This window comes from Pedobacter ginsengisoli (assembly GCF_002736205.1).
Classification (GTDB): Bacteria; Bacteroidota; Bacteroidia; order Sphingobacteriales; family Sphingobacteriaceae; genus Pedobacter; species Pedobacter ginsengisoli_A.
Genome location: NZ_CP024091.1, coordinates 329,757 through 345,801 on the forward strand (window position 1 = coordinate 329,757; position 16,045 = coordinate 345,801).

9 protein-coding genes are annotated in these 16,045 nt (G+C 36.1%); all 9 read left to right on the forward strand.

Annotated elements, in window-relative coordinates; translation table 11 throughout:
* Positions 1-2: 2 nt before the first annotated feature.
* The 9 genes from CPT03_RS01280 (at position 3) to CPT03_RS01315 (ending at position 16,029) form a co-directional block, all read left to right on the forward strand.
* Positions 3-1,022, forward strand: a complete 1,020-nt coding sequence (locus CPT03_RS01280) for a cytochrome d ubiquinol oxidase subunit II (RefSeq protein WP_099440967.1) — start codon at positions 3-5, stop codon at positions 1,020-1,022.
* A gap of 164 nt (positions 1,023-1,186) precedes the next feature.
* Positions 1,187-2,053 carry a hypothetical protein gene (locus CPT03_RS01285; protein WP_099440968.1) on the forward strand — a complete coding sequence of 289 codons (867 nt, stop codon included), beginning with the start codon at positions 1,187-1,189 and terminating at the stop codon, positions 2,051-2,053.
* A 49-nt stretch (positions 2,054-2,102) separates the two neighbouring features.
* Positions 2,103-4,883 carry an outer membrane beta-barrel protein gene (locus tag CPT03_RS01290; protein ID WP_099437146.1) on the forward strand — a complete coding sequence of 927 codons (2,781 nt, stop codon included), beginning with the start codon at positions 2,103-2,105 and terminating at the stop codon, positions 4,881-4,883.
* A gap of 65 nt (positions 4,884-4,948) precedes the next feature.
* Positions 4,949-7,858 carry a triple tyrosine motif-containing protein gene (locus CPT03_RS01295; RefSeq protein ID WP_099437147.1) on the forward strand — a complete coding sequence of 970 codons (2,910 nt, stop codon included), beginning with the start codon at positions 4,949-4,951 and terminating at the stop codon, positions 7,856-7,858.
* A 222-nt stretch (positions 7,859-8,080) separates the two neighbouring features.
* Positions 8,081-11,212 (forward strand): SusC/RagA family TonB-linked outer membrane protein, encoded by a 3,132-nt coding sequence (locus CPT03_RS01300; RefSeq protein ID WP_099437148.1) that lies wholly within the window; start codon positions 8,081-8,083, stop codon positions 11,210-11,212.
* 11 nt (positions 11,213-11,223) lie between these two features.
* Positions 11,224-11,502, forward strand: a complete 279-nt coding sequence (locus tag CPT03_RS22920) for a hypothetical protein (RefSeq protein WP_216641583.1) — start codon at positions 11,224-11,226, stop codon at positions 11,500-11,502.
* A complete protein-coding gene (locus CPT03_RS01305) occupies positions 11,499-12,758 on the forward strand; it encodes a RagB/SusD family nutrient uptake outer membrane protein (protein WP_216641584.1) in 1,260 nt (419 codons plus the stop codon). The genes CPT03_RS22920 and CPT03_RS01305 overlap by 4 nt, the downstream gene beginning before the upstream one ends.
* Positions 12,759-12,818: 60 nt before the next feature.
* Positions 12,819-14,222, forward strand: coding sequence for a glycoside hydrolase family 30 protein (locus CPT03_RS01310; protein ID WP_099437149.1), 1,404 nt, complete (start codon positions 12,819-12,821; stop codon positions 14,220-14,222).
* A gap of 43 nt (positions 14,223-14,265) precedes the next feature.
* The gene (locus CPT03_RS01315; protein ID WP_099437150.1) at positions 14,266-16,029 is read left to right on the forward strand and encodes a cellulase family glycosylhydrolase; all 1,764 of its coding nucleotides are present in this window, start codon (positions 14,266-14,268) and stop codon (positions 16,027-16,029) included.
* Positions 16,030-16,045 lie beyond the last annotated feature (16 nt).

The window sequence follows — 16,045 nt, forward strand, 5'->3', positions numbered from 1 at the left end:
CTATGATCTATGTTGTTATTGTTTTCTTGTGGACTTCAATTTTATTATATATTCTATTAGGTGGGGCAGATTTTGGAGCGGGTATTATAGAGTTGTTTACTTCGAAAGGTAATCGCTCTAAAACACGTAAAACTATGTATGATGCAATCGGCCCAATCTGGGAAGCAAACCATATGTGGTTAATTATTGCTATTGTTATCCTTTTTGTAGGTTTTCCTAAAATTTATACTACTGTTTCAATTTATCTGCATATACCACTAGTGTGTATGTTGCTTGGTATTATTGCACGAGGAACAGCATTTGTATTTAGGAACTACGATGCTGTAAAGGATGATATGCAGAAGCTGTATACCCCAATTTTTGTTTACTCAAGCTTAATTACTCCATTTTTTCTAGGAATAATTGCTGCTAGTTCAGTATCTGGCCAGATAGATGTACAAGCTAAAGATTTTCTGTCAGCCTATGTTTTTAGCTGGTTAAACTGGTTCTCTGTTTCTGTTGGTATCTTTACAGTTAGTATTTGCGGCTTTTTGGCAACAATTTTTATAATAGGACAGGCAGCTAATGATGATGACAGGAATTTCTTTGTAAGAAAGGCACGACGCACAATTTATACTGTAATGTTTTGCGGAGCACTAGTTTTTGTTGCAGCATATCAAGAAAATATTCCATTAGCCAACTGGATTTTTGGAGATACTTTAGGTTTGATTGCTATTATTGCAGCTAGTATTTCGTTAGTTATAATGTTTTTCTTACTTCAGCGTAAGAAGCCAAGATTTCTTCGTGTTCTTGCGGGGTTTCAGGTTACCATGATCCTATTTGCAGCTACTTACAGCCATTTTCCCGATATTGTATTGCTTAAAAATGGAACCAATCTATCGCTGCTGATTCATCAGGGACAAGCAAAAGCGATAGATACATTAGGTTATGCTTTATTAATTGGCAGTATATTCATTTTGCCTGCCCTTGTTTATCTGATCTATATATTTCAACAAAAAAAGAAATTGCCGGAAACTCAATAATTCTCTTTTTATAGAATTGTTATAGGGTAATAGTTTTTGTTGAAAGGGAAAGTTAATTGTAACAAGAATATTAACAAATAAACCTGCTTATTAGGATTAAACCTAAGCAAGTTTGGTGAGTCATAGTTTCAAAGCTATAGTTAATGACAAAACTTTCACCAAATATGAGATCAATATTCTTAAAAATTACAGTAAATACTTTATTAATTGCAGGTTTTTGTATGACTGTGCAGGCTCAGAAACTTAAAGATGTGCAGGAGGTAAGTATAAGTGCTCCGGCAAACATAAAGGTTGACGGTAGAAACACTGAGTGGAACGATACTTTTCAGGCTGAAAATAAAAGAACAGGTATTTTTTATACTATAAGTAACGATGATAAGAATTTATACTTGGTTATTAAGTCTACTGATGTGGCAAATAATACAAAAATTCTTGCCGGAGGCATTACGTTAGCAATAAATACTGAAGGTAAAAAAAGAGAAAAGGAAAGTATTACACTTACATACCCTTTAATTAACCGACCTGCTCAAGGTGGTGGACAGGGAGGTGGAAGACGCCAAATGGGAGCTGTAGCAGGTTTTGCAATTGGTAGAGGGGGCAGTGGTAGTACTCAAACACCTGAACAAAGAGATTCTATGATGGCTGTGATGCAAAAAAGGCAACTTAGCCAGGTGAAAGAGATTAAGATTAACGGATTTAAAAAAACCACTGATACCCTTATTTCTATTTATAACGATTTAGGGATTAAAGCATATTCTAGTATTGGAAATGACAAAGCATTCTTTTATGAATTGGCAATTCCTTTAGATGAGCTTGGAATTTCGAAAGATACCCCAAAAGAATTTGCATATAATATTAAGGTGAATGGTTTGCAATTACAGGGACTAGATGGGGGTGGAAGAGGTGGCTTTGGGGGCAATAGAGGTGGTGGTGGAGGTGGTGGTGGAAACTTCGGCCCAAGAGGTTCTGGAATAGATTTTCAGGAATTAACCAGTCCAACAGATTTTTGGGGAAAGTATATCCTTAAATAAGCTTTTACATAGATACTATTCACACACAAAATAAACCACACAAACAAAAATGAATTATTTATATAATGCATTGAAATCTGGTATTGTATTACTTGTATTGATATTCAGTTCTGGTGTACTTTATGCTCAGGTCCAAACAAAGGAACAAAACCCTCCACCCCCATTGCCTACAAGAGAAATAAGTGGAATTGTAAAGGATTCTACTGATCTAGGAGTAATTGGGGCTACTGTTAGTTTAACCTCAGATAAGGACACGCTAAAAACAAGCACTAATACTGATGGGATATTCGTATTCAGGAATGTTAAGTCGGCTACCTATGTTATAGTGGTACAGAGTATTGGTTATATTAAAACGCCGGCAATGCGCTTTAAACAAAACGATACAAGCCCAAGAATTGTAATGGACCCAATAGTTCTGAAAGAAGAACGGAACACTTTAAATGAAGTTGTTATTAATGGAACTCCGTCTATTACCTATAAAACGGATACTGTTGAATATAAGGCCAGTGATTACATTGTAAGAAAGAATGCAACTGTAGATGAGCTTCTGAAAAAGATGGAGGGTATGGAGGTAGGTAATGATGGAAGTTTAGTGCACCAGGGAGAGGCAGTGACTAAGGCCAAATTGAATGGAAAGGAATATCTTGGAGGTGACATTGCGAATGCAATTAAGAATCTTCCAGCTGAGATTGTTGATAAAATTCAGATCGTTGATGACTATGGTGATCAGGCAGCTCGTACAGGGGTAAAGGATGGTGACCCTCAAAAGATACTGAATATCACTACAAGAACAGATAAATCTGTTGGAAATATGATGAATCTGCACACCGCTGGAGGAAGTAACGAAAGAAAAGAAGCCGGATTGTTTGCTACGCGGATTAACGGAAATCAACAGATTGGGCTAAACGGGAATTATAATGATGCAATTAATCTTAATGCACTAAGCGGCTCAACAAAGAATGCAAATGCGAGATTTAGTTTGCGTGATAAAATCGGGAAAAAAATAGAGTATAATTTGGGTTATCAATTTCAAAATTCCAATGGCGATAATTTAAATGAAACCGAATCTCTAAGTATTTTAAATAATGGACAATTACATTCCAATAGTTCGAACACAGGTCTGCAAAAGTCGAATAATCATAATCTTAAGCTTGAATTTGAAGTGAATCTGGATTCAAGTAATTATCTTAAAGTTGTCCCCACCTTCCAATCTAATTCTACCACTAATAATGGTTCCTCTACTTTAAGTCAAAGGGGGAGTAGTCTTTCAATGGGGCTGGATCAGGATCGCCGCATAACAAATTCAAATTCTAGCACGGCACCTCAATTTGGTATCTCTACTTTTTATCAGCATCTATTTAAAAAATACAGAAGGAATTTTTCAGCACAGATAGATTTGAATAAAAATAATCAGGATAACGAGCAGGAAAGATATAATTTCACAACTTTTTATACTGAAGCGGCACAAGATGGTAAAGATTCTATAATTAATCAGATCATAGCGCGTAAGAATCGACGTGATAATTATCGTGGAAGCATGACTTATGTGGAACCTCTCGGAGTAAATACTCAATTTGAAGTGAATGCCCAGGTAAATTATAATGGGTATGATAATACTGCAACTACAAGAGATATTTTAGGGGAGGGTGTTTCTGGTGGTATTATAGACTCATTAAGTAACATTTATAACTATTCCTTTACACAGGGCCGCGTTGCATTGAATTTTAGATACGGAATGGCCAATACTTCTAAAGTTCGTTTTTCTGTTGGGTTAACAGGTGTGCCGGCATTACTATCCGGTACTAAGGTAAGTCTTGGTACAACAACAAACCGGAGTAGCTTTAACCTGATTCCTATTGCAAGATTTGAATACCGCTGGAGCAGGCAGCAAAGAGTATCTTTAAACTACTCAGGGAATGCAGTAGAACCAACATTTGATCAGATACAACCAGTTAGGGATGTTACAAATCCAAATAATCCTGTTATTGGTAATCCGGATCTGATTGCCACTTTTGTGCACACTTTAAGAGGTGATTACAATAATTATATTGCAAACTCAAAGCTCAATCTTTCACTAAATTTAAATGGGGCATATACAAAAAATGCTGTTATCAGAAATGTGGAGACCGTAGATAATCCAGATCCAAACCTTCCTGGTAGTAAAATTAATGAAACACACTTTTTGAATGTTAGTGGGGTATATAGACTGACGGGTAATTACAATATTAGTAAACAACTGAACAATAGAAAGTATAATTTGCAACTTAACGGTACAGTGAGTTATAATCACAGCTTGAGCATGAGGGACGGTATATTGAATACTACTAATATTACCACTTTAGATCAGCGCTTTGGTCCAAAAATTAATCCTACAGAATGGTTCGAAATTAATCCGAACATCGGATACAAAAATGAAAAATCCAATTCAACGCTTCGTTCCGGTAATAACGAAATCAATACCCTTTCTCTTAATTTAGATGGAAGAGTATATTTATGGGATGTATGGATGTTTGGATACAATGGAAGTAAACAATTCATAAATGGTATAGTTGGGAATACAAATAATAGCCCTTTAGTGATAAATGCAAGTTTGGAACGGCAGCTATTTAATCGTAGAGGCCAGATCACGTTTCAGGCATTTGACATTTTAAATCAGAATAATTTTCTGAGGACGCAACAGCCTGATGATGGCGGTTATATAAATACAAGAGTAAATCCTATAAGCCGGTATTTTATGCTTAAACTGAGTATGAGATTACAAAAATGGTCTGGGGCCCAAGGGCGTGGTGGTAGAGGCATTATGCGACGGGGTGACGGAAGCTTCATGTAAGATCTGATCAAAAATCCGTACTTTGGGAAACTAACCAAATACGGATTTTTTGTTCGTTCTTACTTATGAGAAAAACTTTATTAATCATCCTAACTCTATTTTGTTTTATCTCTTTTAAAGGCCGGGGCCAAATCGGTACTCCTCAAATACTTAGCTATAATAATGATCAGTATAAGGCCGGAATGCAAAATTGGGATGTTGCTCAGGATAAAAATGGCATTCTATATTTTGGTAATAATGAGGGCCTCCTAACCTTTGACGGTAGATTTTGGAACCTTATTAAATTACCCAATTTTACATCTGTCAGATCTGTTGAAATAGATTCGCATGATAGGATTTTTATAGGGGGGCAAGATGAGGCTGGATATTTTTATCCTGAAAAAGATGGAATATTGAAGTATCATTCCATTATCCCCCTTATCCCCGAAAAGTACCGAAGCTTTGCTGATATATGGAATGTAGCTATTATTGACGATGCTGTAATTTTCAGAACTACAAGTGTTATTCTTTATTACAAGGATGGTGTTGTAAAAACGTATAAGCCTGATATAGAGTGGCAGTTTGCAGGCAAAAGTAATCATCAGTTTTTTGCCCATTCTAAAGGACATGGATTGATGGTTTATGATGGAGAGATCTGGAAACCATATTGCTCTGACCCGGTATTATTAAAATCGGCTGTGACGTCTATTATGGAATACAACAAGGATACAATGCTTGTAGCTACCTTAAAGAACGGGCTGTTTTTAATGCATAATGGTAAGGTTACACCTAAACCGACAAAACTGGATCAGATATTTTATAATGACAGAATTTATAGTGCAGACAAAATAGACAGGGATAAATATGTTATCGGAACTACCTCGGCAGGAGTTCTTATAATTAACAGAGAGGGAAAGGTTTTACAGAAATACACCTACAAGGATGGTTTGCAGAATAATAATGTAAGGGGATTTATAACGGATAGCAGTAAAAATCTTTGGCTGGCACTGAATGACGGAATTGATTATGTAGCGATTAACAGTGCTATAAAAAGCATATTTCCTGATAAAAACAAGCAAATAACAAGTTATGCAATACGCAATTTCAATGGGAATTTATACATTGGAACATCTAATGGCCTTTATGTAACCGAAATTGAAACAGGAATCACTGATTTAAGTCTATCGACGGGAGTATTTAAAGAAGTTAGAAACTCTAAGGGGCAGGTTTGGAATCTTGATGAAATCAATAATAAACTTTTAATGGGGCATGAGGATGGCTTTTTTGAAATTGACAAAGATGTTGCCCATCAAATATATAATAGACCTGGAACATGGTTGTTTGAGCCAACTTCAGAGGTTTATCCTTCTGCCAGTATCATCGCTGGCACTTACTTGGGACTTCAAAAAATTAGTTATAAAAACGGAAGTTTCACTAATGATGGTAAAATCGAAGGACGTACAGAATCCTTAAGGTTTATTGCTTTTGATGCGAATAATAATTTATGGGCTTCACACCCCTATCATGGAGTATACAAAATTGAACTATCTGAAGATTTTAAGAAGATAAAGAAATATACTGTCTATACAGATAAACAGGGATTGCCTTCACGTTTATATAATTACATTTTTAAAATAAAGAATCGTGTTGTAGTTGCAACTAAAAATGGAGTATATGAGTATGATGCAGCAAAAGATAAATTCAAAGCTTTTCCATTACTTAGTGAAGCATTAAGGCAAATACGCATCCAATATCTGAAGGAAGATACTAAGGGAAATTTATGGTTTGTTTCGGATAAAAAGGTTGGGATATTAGATTTTAGTCGCCCTTCTGGTACAAAAACCTTTTCCATACATTATTTTCCCCAATTAGATGGTAAAATTGTGGGCGGGTTTGAGTCTATTTATTATTTGAACGATGAGAATGTATTTATTGGAGCAAACAAAGGTGCTTACCATTTAAATTATGCTAAATACCTGGAAAATATTCCAAAACCTAATGTTTTACTAGGCTCAGTAAAACTTTTTGGTAAGAAAGATAGTGCAATTTTTGGCGGGTATTTCCTTAATAAAGAGAATATAGTGAAAACTCAGGATCCATCTTCAGTTTTAAAACTCGATAACGTATTTAATTCTCTTCATTTCGAATATTCATCTACTTTATTTGAACACCAGGCAAATATTGAATTCAGTTATCAGCTTGTCGGTTTTGATAAGGGGTGGTCATCCTGGACGCAAAAGAGTGAAAAAGATTATACTAATCTCCCTGCAGGAAAGTATACATTTAACGTTAGGGCCAGAAATAGTTTTGGTAATGAATCTGAAGTTGTAGGCTACACCTTTGAGGTTTTACCGGCCTGGTATCAAACAATATGGATGTATATATTATATGTATTGCTTTTGGTAATAAGCATCTATATGTTCTTTAAGTGGCAGAAAAAGAAACATATTAAAGCTCAAACCAGGTTAAGCTACCTTCACCAGCTCGAAATGGATCGAAGTGAAAAGGAAATTGTACGGTTGGAATACGAAAAACTTGAAGCCGACGTGAATTATAAAAACAGAGAATTATCTAATATGACTATGCATTTGGTGCAAAGGGGTAAGGTATTGGCTAAAATAAAAGAAGTGATTTCGGCTGTGATTAAAAATAATGATATAAATGATAGTTCGCCAAGTTTCCGACATTTGATCCGTCTGATAAGAGATGTGGAAAAGAGTGACCAGGATTGGGACAATTTTTCAATTCACTTTAATACTGTCAATACAAATTTCTTCAATAAATTAAAAGATCAGTTCCCCGAACTCACACCTAATGAACTTAAGTTATGTGCTTTCCTAAAGATGAATCTTTCTACAAAGGAAATAGCTCAGCTCATGAATATTACAATAAAAGCAGTAGAGGTAGGAAGGTATCGCCTTAGAAAAAAGCTGCATATTCAGTCAGAAACTAATCTGTATGATTTTCTTATACAAATATCGAGATCTGTTGAATAGGTGTATTGGTAATCATTCTGTTTATCAGGTTTTTATGGTTGTTTTGTAGTGGCGATGTAGTGGTAGTACTATTGTAATAATACCTTTGAATTTCTTTTTGTAGGGGTAGTGTAGTGGTATGGAAATGTTACAATAACCATTTCCAGGTATAGATTTGACTTAGCTGAAACCGCCAGGTTGAAGCCAAATTAACCAATTATAAACTAAACTAAATCTTATTGTATGAAAAGAAGTCTTACACTTATTTTCTTCGTTTGCTGTCTTCTTATTTCTCCATTTGCCACATTGGCACAAGAAGTAATAGCAACGGGTAAGGTAACAGACAAGAGTGATGGAAAGCCATTGCCAGGAGTTACCGTAACATTACAAGGCACATCAAAAGCAACGCTCACAGACGCAGGTGGGAATTTTAGGATCGCAGTTCCATCTGTAGGTTCAAAAATAGTTATAAGCCAACTGGGGATGATTCCGCAAACAATAACTATAGCTAGTAATGCGCCTTTAAATATCACTATGGAAACAGATGTTACTGCATTAGGAGAAGTGGTAGTAGTAGGCTATGGAACACAGAAAAAGAGCAATGTAACAGGCTCAATTTCGAGTGTAAAGGCTAAAGATTTAGAAAGTATGCCCATAAATAGGGTTGAACAAGCCTTACAGGGGAGAACTTCTGGAGTAACTATAGCAACAAACAATGGGCAACCAGGAAGTGCAGCTACAGTACGGGTTAGGGGGTATACTACTTTTGCGAAAGACGGAAACAATAATCCTTTATGGGTAGTTGATGGGGTAATTGTAGACAATGGGGGAATAGGTTATCTAAATCAATCTGATATTGAATCAATTGAGGTTTTAAAGGATGCCGCATCACAAGCTATTTATGGAGCCCGGGCTGCAAATGGGGTTATTATTGTAACAACGAAGCGGGGTAAAGCCGGGGTTCTTCAAATTAATTACAATGGATTTTATGGTACTTCTGCTGCAGCCAAAAAATTAGACCTGTTAAATGCATCGGAATATGCTACACTTAGAAATGAAGCAGCAAGAAACACAAACCCTAATGCAACTTTACCATTCGCAAATCCTGACGCATTGGGAAAGGGAACCGATTGGCAAGATGTTATATTCAACAATGATGCAAGAAGACAAACTCATGAATTTAGCATAGCCGGTGGAGGAGATAAATCTACCTTTTATTCATCTTTTGGTTACATTAAGCAAGAGGGTATAGTGGCAAGTCCCATCTCTAAGTGGAACAGAGCTAATATTCGTTTAAACTCTACCCATAAATTAGCAAAATGGATAACAGTGGGAGAGAACCTGGGATATAGTCATTCTATAAACAGTAGCTTAGGAAATACAAATAATGAATTTGGAGGGCCTTTAAGCTCCGCAATAGGTTTAGATCCAACTACTCCTGCTGTAGAAACTAATGCTGATCTTATTGGAAAACCACCTTACACGATAGCAAATGTTTTAAAAGATAAAAATGGTAATCCATTCGGATTATCACCATGGGTAGGTCAGGAGCTAATTAATCCATTGGCTTACATTCAAACTAAACTTGGGAATTATGGATGGGATCACAACATAATTGGAAATGCCTTTGCAGAAGTTCAACCCATTAAAGACCTGGTATTTAGATCCACATTAGGAACTAAGATCGCATTTTATGGTGATGATGCATTTAATCCGGTGGCCTATTTAAATTCATCTAATATCAGAACTAAAAATTCATTTGTACGTAATTGGAATAATGTGCTGAATTACAATTTTGAAAATACGCTGAGTTATTCAAAAACATTTGGAAAGCATAATGCGAATATTATAGTTGGACAAGGGATATACCTGGATGAAAATGTTAAAACATTAAATGTAACATTCAATAATATTATTGCAACTAACTTTGAACAAGCAAACCTAAATTACAAGCCAGTTACTGCTGATCGTAGTGCGGATGGAAATGATGGAACCGTTCATAAAGTTAATTCGTTGTTTTCTCGCGTATCTTACAATTACGACGAAAAATACCTTTTTACAGGTATTATCAGACGCGATGGTTCATCACGTTTTGGTAATAATAACAAGTTTGGATACTTCCCTTCATTTTCATTAGGATGGGTACCTACTAAAGAGGATTTCTGGAAGGAAAATAGTGTTATTAATTTCTTTAAAATCCGTGGTGGTTATGGTGTAACCGGTAATGATCAAATTTCAAATTTTGCATATAATGCATTGGTTTCCAGCGGACGTAATTATACTTTCGGAACAACAGATGTAAGTTCTATAGGATGGAGTCCGGCGGCACCTTCCAATCCGGATTTGAAATGGGAAGAAACACGACAGACTACATTAGGATTTGATGCGACTGTATTTACCAATTTTACTATTGCTTTTGATGTTTACAAGAAGAAAACAGTTGGAGTACTTCAATATCCTACACTTCCCAATTATCTGGGGGTAGCTGGAGCTCCGGCCCAGAACATTGGTGATATGGAAAATAAAGGATTGGAACTAGAACTGGGGTACCGTAAAACGTTCGGAGAATTTAATCTGGGAGTAAATGGGAATGTTTCCTTCTTAAAAAACAAGGTTACTAAACTTGCTACTGGTAAACTGTTTATTGAAGATGAGGCACAAAGTTTCCAGGGGATGGGAAATATTACCAGAACAGGTATAGGCCATTCCTTTAATGAATTTTACGGTTATGAAACGCTTGGTATTTTTCAAACTCAAGCAGAAATTGATAGTTATGTTGGGCCAGGTGGAACTAAGTTGCAGCCCAACGCAAAACCTGGAGATGTTAAATTCGCTAATTTAAATGGTGATAATCAAATCGAGGCGGCTGACAGAACTTACCTGGGAAGCCCAATTCCAAAATATACTTATGGCTTAACGATAAACATGGCTTATAAGAATTTTGATTTTGTGGCATTTGGCAGTGGAGCTGGCGGCAATATGATATTCCAGGGTTTGCGCCGTTTAGATGTAACATTTGCAAACTGGCAAACTGAAATTTTAAATCGCTGGACACCAACTAATCCTTCAACAACAATACCAAGAGTTGTTGAAAAGGATGATAATAAGAATAACACCAATTTCACCAGAAGATATCTTGAAAAAGGAGATTATTTCAGGTTAAAAACATTACAACTTGGGTACAACATTCCTAAAAGTGTAATTCAAAAGATAGGTGCACAAAGAGTGCGTGTTTATTTGATGAGCGAAAACCTCTTTACTATAACTAAATATACTGGCTATGATCCTGAAATTGGAGGAACTGTATTTGGAGTTGATAAGGGTATTTATCCACAAGCGCGTTCGTTTATGGTTGGATTAAATGTTGGATTTTAATAAGTATCAAAATGAAAAATAGATTAACATATATTGCCGCTCTTTTTATTGGAGCACAGTTCATGGGAGCATGTAAAAAGGATTTGGATGTAAATCCGAGAGAAAGAATACTTGAATCTAATTATTATAAAACTCCAGAACAGGCCTTTAGCAGTTTGATTTCTGTTTATGATCAGTTCGGGAATCAGTCAGGAGGATATCTAACCAAGCTAAATATTTTTTCTTCAGGATCTGATGATCATTATGCAGGTGGAGACTCCCCTCTGATCTTGGTGATCTTCAGGCGATGAATAATTATACGGTAAGTTCATTGTCAGGTGCTCCAAGTTACCTTTGGAGTAAGGGATTTACAGGAGCATACAGAGCAAATGTATTTTTGCAAAAAGTAGCAGAGATACAAATGGATGCGAGCACTAAAAACCGATATATTGCTGAAGCAAAAGCCCTAAGGGCTATCTTTTATTTTGATTTAGTTCGAATTTTTAAGAATATACCTCTTATTTTGAAGCCAGTTGAAGCTAATGATTGGTATAATGTTTTGCAAGTCCCACCTGCTGATGTGTACAAACAAATTGAACAAGATTTAAAGGAAGCTATACCTAATCTTCCGGTAACAGTGCCAAGAACTACGGAAGGTGGAAGGCTGACTCAGGGAGCGGCTCATGCTTTGCTTGGCAAGGTATATCTTTGGCAGGAAAAATTTGCTGAAGCAGCTACGGAGTTTGCAGATGTAAATGGCCCTTCGCCGGGTACTACCCCTAGTAAATATGGGTATGCTCTAATGAGTAAGTTTGAAGATTTGTATAAACTAGCCAATAAATTCAATACTGAGTCTATTCTCGAGATTTCTTATAACAGTACTTCAAATATGGGCTGGGGGAATGTTGGGAGTGGAGAAGGTAATGTTGCTGGCATTATGTCGGGGCCAAGAAATTATAATATTCTAATTCCTGATAAAGCTCCCGATTACGTTTCCGGCTGGAGCGTTATGCCATTCACCAAAGAATTTTTTGATCTTATTCATTTTGATCCCCGTAATAAGGCAACAGTTGCTAATTTAGATAGTCTTGAAAAGGCAGGCATTGTAACTTATAAACACGCCAACGATAATACGGGTTACTTTGTTGAAAAGTATGCAGGTAGAGTATCAACAAAAGCCAACAGTGGGCAGCTTGAACTTAACTTTCCTTATAATCTTTATGAAATACGTTTGGCAGATACTTACTTAATGGAAGCTGAGGCTGTCTTGAAAAGCGGGGGTGCCGTTGGAGCGGGAAGCAGGGCTTATGCAGCTTTAAATGCTGTAAGGGCTAGGGTTGGATTGAAACCCGTTGACGTTACGATGGATAATATAATGAAAGAAAGACGAATAGAGCTTGCAGCCGAAGGACAACGTTGGTTTGATTTGGTACGGTGGGGACTTGCTCCGGCCAAATTAGCTTTTAAGGGTTTTACTGCAGGAAAAAATGAAACACTTCCTATTCCTAATGCTGAACTAAATAATACAAAAATAATTCAGAGTAAAGAGTGGGGCGGTACTAAATAATACTCCTTGAGGTGGATGATTTCATCCACCTCTTATTTCTTAATATATCATTTAATAATTATGAGATCAAAAAGGTTCTGTGCAATTCTGTGGCTAGTTATTGTATTAATTTCATTTACTACAAGTGCTCAAAGTGATGTAAGTAAATGGCTTACAAAAGCAGATAAAACGGTTTTATTTACAAAGCAGAAAATGTCATTAAAATTTGTTGGAGCACAGAATAATAATCCAACTATTATAGTTAATGAAAAAGAGTCTTTCCAATCAATTGATGGGTTTGGATACGCACTAACAGGTGGAAGTGCCCAGCACATTATTAAAATGAGCCCAAAAGCAAGAACTGCTTTGTTAAAAGAATTATTTGCTACTGATGGTAATAATATTGGAGTCAGCTATATAAGATTAACTATTGGAGCCTCAGATCTGAACGAAAAAGTATTTTCGTATAATGATTTAGCTGAAGGAGAAACAGATCTGGAACAGAAAAGATTTGAATTAGGTCCTGATAGGATAGATGTAATTCCAGTAATGAAAGAAATACTGGCTATTAATCCAAATATTAAAATAATGGGATCGCCTTGGTCTCCTCCTCTTTGGATGAAAACATCTTACGATGCAAGGGGAGGAATGTTAAGACCGGAATTTTATGCAGCTTATGCAAAATACTTTGTAAGATATATTCAGGATATGGGGAAGGAAGGAATTCACATAGATGCGGTTACCATTCAGAATGAGCCCCTTCATCCTGGTAATAATCCAAGCCTGCTTATGACAGCTCCTGATCAGGCAATCTTTATTAAGAACAATCTGGGGCCTGCTTTCCAAAAGGCTGGTATAAATACGAAGATTATAATTTATGATCATAATGCAGATCGTCCGGATTATCCAATTACGATTTTAAATGATCCAGATGCGAGGAAATACATAGATGGCTCGGCTTTTCATCTTTATGGCGGAAAAATTGAAGCGTTAACAGATGTACATAATGCCCATCCAGACAAGAGTATTTATTTTACCGAGCAAATGGTTATTGAAGATCCAAATGAAAGCAGGATCAATATTGTATCGCCTATTAAAAGACTCATTATAGGCGCAACAAGAAACTGGAGCAGAAATGTTCTGGAATGGAATTTAGCTGCGGATCCTGAAAATAAGCCTTTTACAGATAGAGGAGGATGCCCGATGTGCCAGGGTGCGGTTACTATTGATAAAGACAAAGTAACAAGAAACCTGGCTTATTACTCTGTGGCACATGCCTCTAAGTTTGTTCGCCCCGGTTCCCAACGCATTGCTTCTAATGAACCGCAAGGTCTTCCTAATGTTGCATTTAAAACACATGATGGTAAGAAAGTACTTATTGTAGCCAACAGTAGAGAGAAGGCACAAACTTTTAATATTAGCTTCATGGGAAAATTAGTAAGCGATACAATTGGGAGTGATGATGTGGCTACTTATATTTGGTAAGCCATCCTCAAAACAACTTTAACACACATTTAACTTTTACTTTATGTTTCAAAAATTAATACTAATAAGGCTATTTTCTATAATAGCTGTATCCGTTTTGTATTCCAGTTCTGGTTTTGCACAAGGTTTTTTAAGGGCAGATGGAAAGAAGATAGTAAATGAAAGGGGTGAAAATGTATTGTTAAGAGGTATTGGCCTGGGTGGTTGGATGCTTCAGGAAGGTTATATGTTAAAAATAAACAATGAGGGGCAACAATATCGTATCCGTGAAAGAATTGAGGAACTTATGGGTGAGAAACAAACCCAGGAGTTTTATGATCTGTGGCTTGCTAATCATACCAGAAAGATTGATGTTGATTCAATGAAGGCATGGGGTTTTAACTCAATCAGGTTACCTATGCATTATAATCTATACACTTTACCAATAGAAAAAGAACCTGTTAAGGAGCAAAACACCTGGCTTGAAAAAGGATTCGCTATGACTGATTCTTTGCTTGCATGGTGCAGGGCTAATCAGATGTATTTAATTCTGGATCTTCATGCTGCACCTGGAGGTCAGGGCAATGATTTAAATATTTCAGATCGTGACCCTTCCAAACCTTCATTATGGGATAGCCAGGCTAATCAGGAAAAAACAATAGCATTATGGCGGAAATTGGCTGAACGATACGCCAATGAACCGTGGATTGGAGGATACGATATTATAAATGAGCCAAACTGGGGATTTGAAGACCTTTCTAATGATAAAAATGGAATAAATGAAAAAAAGAATGCTCCATTAAGGAAATTGATGATTGATATTACAAATGCAATAAGAGAGGTAGATAACAAACACATTGTTATCATTGAGGGCAATGGTTGGGGCAATAACTATAATGGCATTCTTCCACAATGGGATAAGAATATGGTCTTAAGCTTTCATAAATACTGGAGCTATAATGATCAACCGTCGGCTGAAAATATGATTAAAACAAGAGATCAGTACAATATTCCTGTTTGGTTGGGCGAGACAGGAGAGAATTCTAACGTTTGGTTTACAGAGGCTATTCGTTTGTTTGAAGCCAATAATATCGGTTGGGCATGGTGGCCGTTAAAGAAGGTTGGCGCTAATAATCCGATGGAAATAAAATCTAACCTGAACTACAATGATGTTGTAAATTATATAAATGGCAATGGAAATAAGCCTAAAGAAAGTAATGTTTATAGTGGCTTAATGGAACTTGCTACATATGCAAGACTCGAAAATACAATTATTCATTATGATGTGATTGATGCGATGATACGCCAACCTTTTTCTGCCGAAACCAAACCTTTTAAAAAGCATTTTATTGGAAGCAATTCCTTAATACATGCAGTTGACTATGATTTGGGTAGAAATGGAATTGCGTATTTTGACAAGGATACGGCAGACTACCATGTCTCAACAGGCAAATATACTGCAGGAAACAGGGGGAGGATTTATAGAAATGATGGAGTAGATATCGTAAAAGACGATATTAAGTATGAATCTTATTATGTTAACAATATCGAATCAGGAGAATGGCTTCAGTATACTGTTGATATAGAGAAAAAAGGAGTATATACTATTAAACTAAATATTGCTTCAGATAATTCCAGAGGAAGAATTTCTTTAACTTCTAACGGTGTTTTAATTGCTAAAGAGGTTAAGGTACCAAATACAGGGAATATGAAAACCTTTAAAACAATAGAAATAAAGAATATTGCATTAAATGCCGGAAAACAAAGGATAAAGGTTTTGGCAGATACAGGTTATTTTAATTTTAATTACCTTCAATTTATTAGATAAATGTAATCTCAGATCA

Coding starts and splice junctions, on each gene's coding strand:
- CPT03_RS01315 (WP_099437150.1), top strand. CDS start 14,266: ATGTTTCAAAAATTAATACTAATAAGGCTATTTTCTATAATAGCTGTA.
- CPT03_RS01285 (WP_099440968.1), top strand. CDS start 1,187: ATGAGATCAATATTCTTAAAAATTACAGTAAATACTTTATTAATTGCA.
- CPT03_RS01300 (WP_099437148.1), top strand. CDS start 8,081: ATGAAAAGAAGTCTTACACTTATTTTCTTCGTTTGCTGTCTTCTTATT.
- CPT03_RS01310 (WP_099437149.1), top strand. CDS start 12,819: ATGAGATCAAAAAGGTTCTGTGCAATTCTGTGGCTAGTTATTGTATTA.
- CPT03_RS01305 (WP_216641584.1), top strand. CDS start 11,499: ATGAATAATTATACGGTAAGTTCATTGTCAGGTGCTCCAAGTTACCTT.
- CPT03_RS22920 (WP_216641583.1), top strand. CDS start 11,224: ATGAAAAATAGATTAACATATATTGCCGCTCTTTTTATTGGAGCACAG.
- CPT03_RS01280 (WP_099440967.1), top strand. CDS start 3: ATGATCTATGTTGTTATTGTTTTCTTGTGGACTTCAATTTTATTATAT.
- CPT03_RS01290 (WP_099437146.1), top strand. CDS start 2,103: ATGAATTATTTATATAATGCATTGAAATCTGGTATTGTATTACTTGTA.
- CPT03_RS01295 (WP_099437147.1), top strand. CDS start 4,949: ATGAGAAAAACTTTATTAATCATCCTAACTCTATTTTGTTTTATCTCT.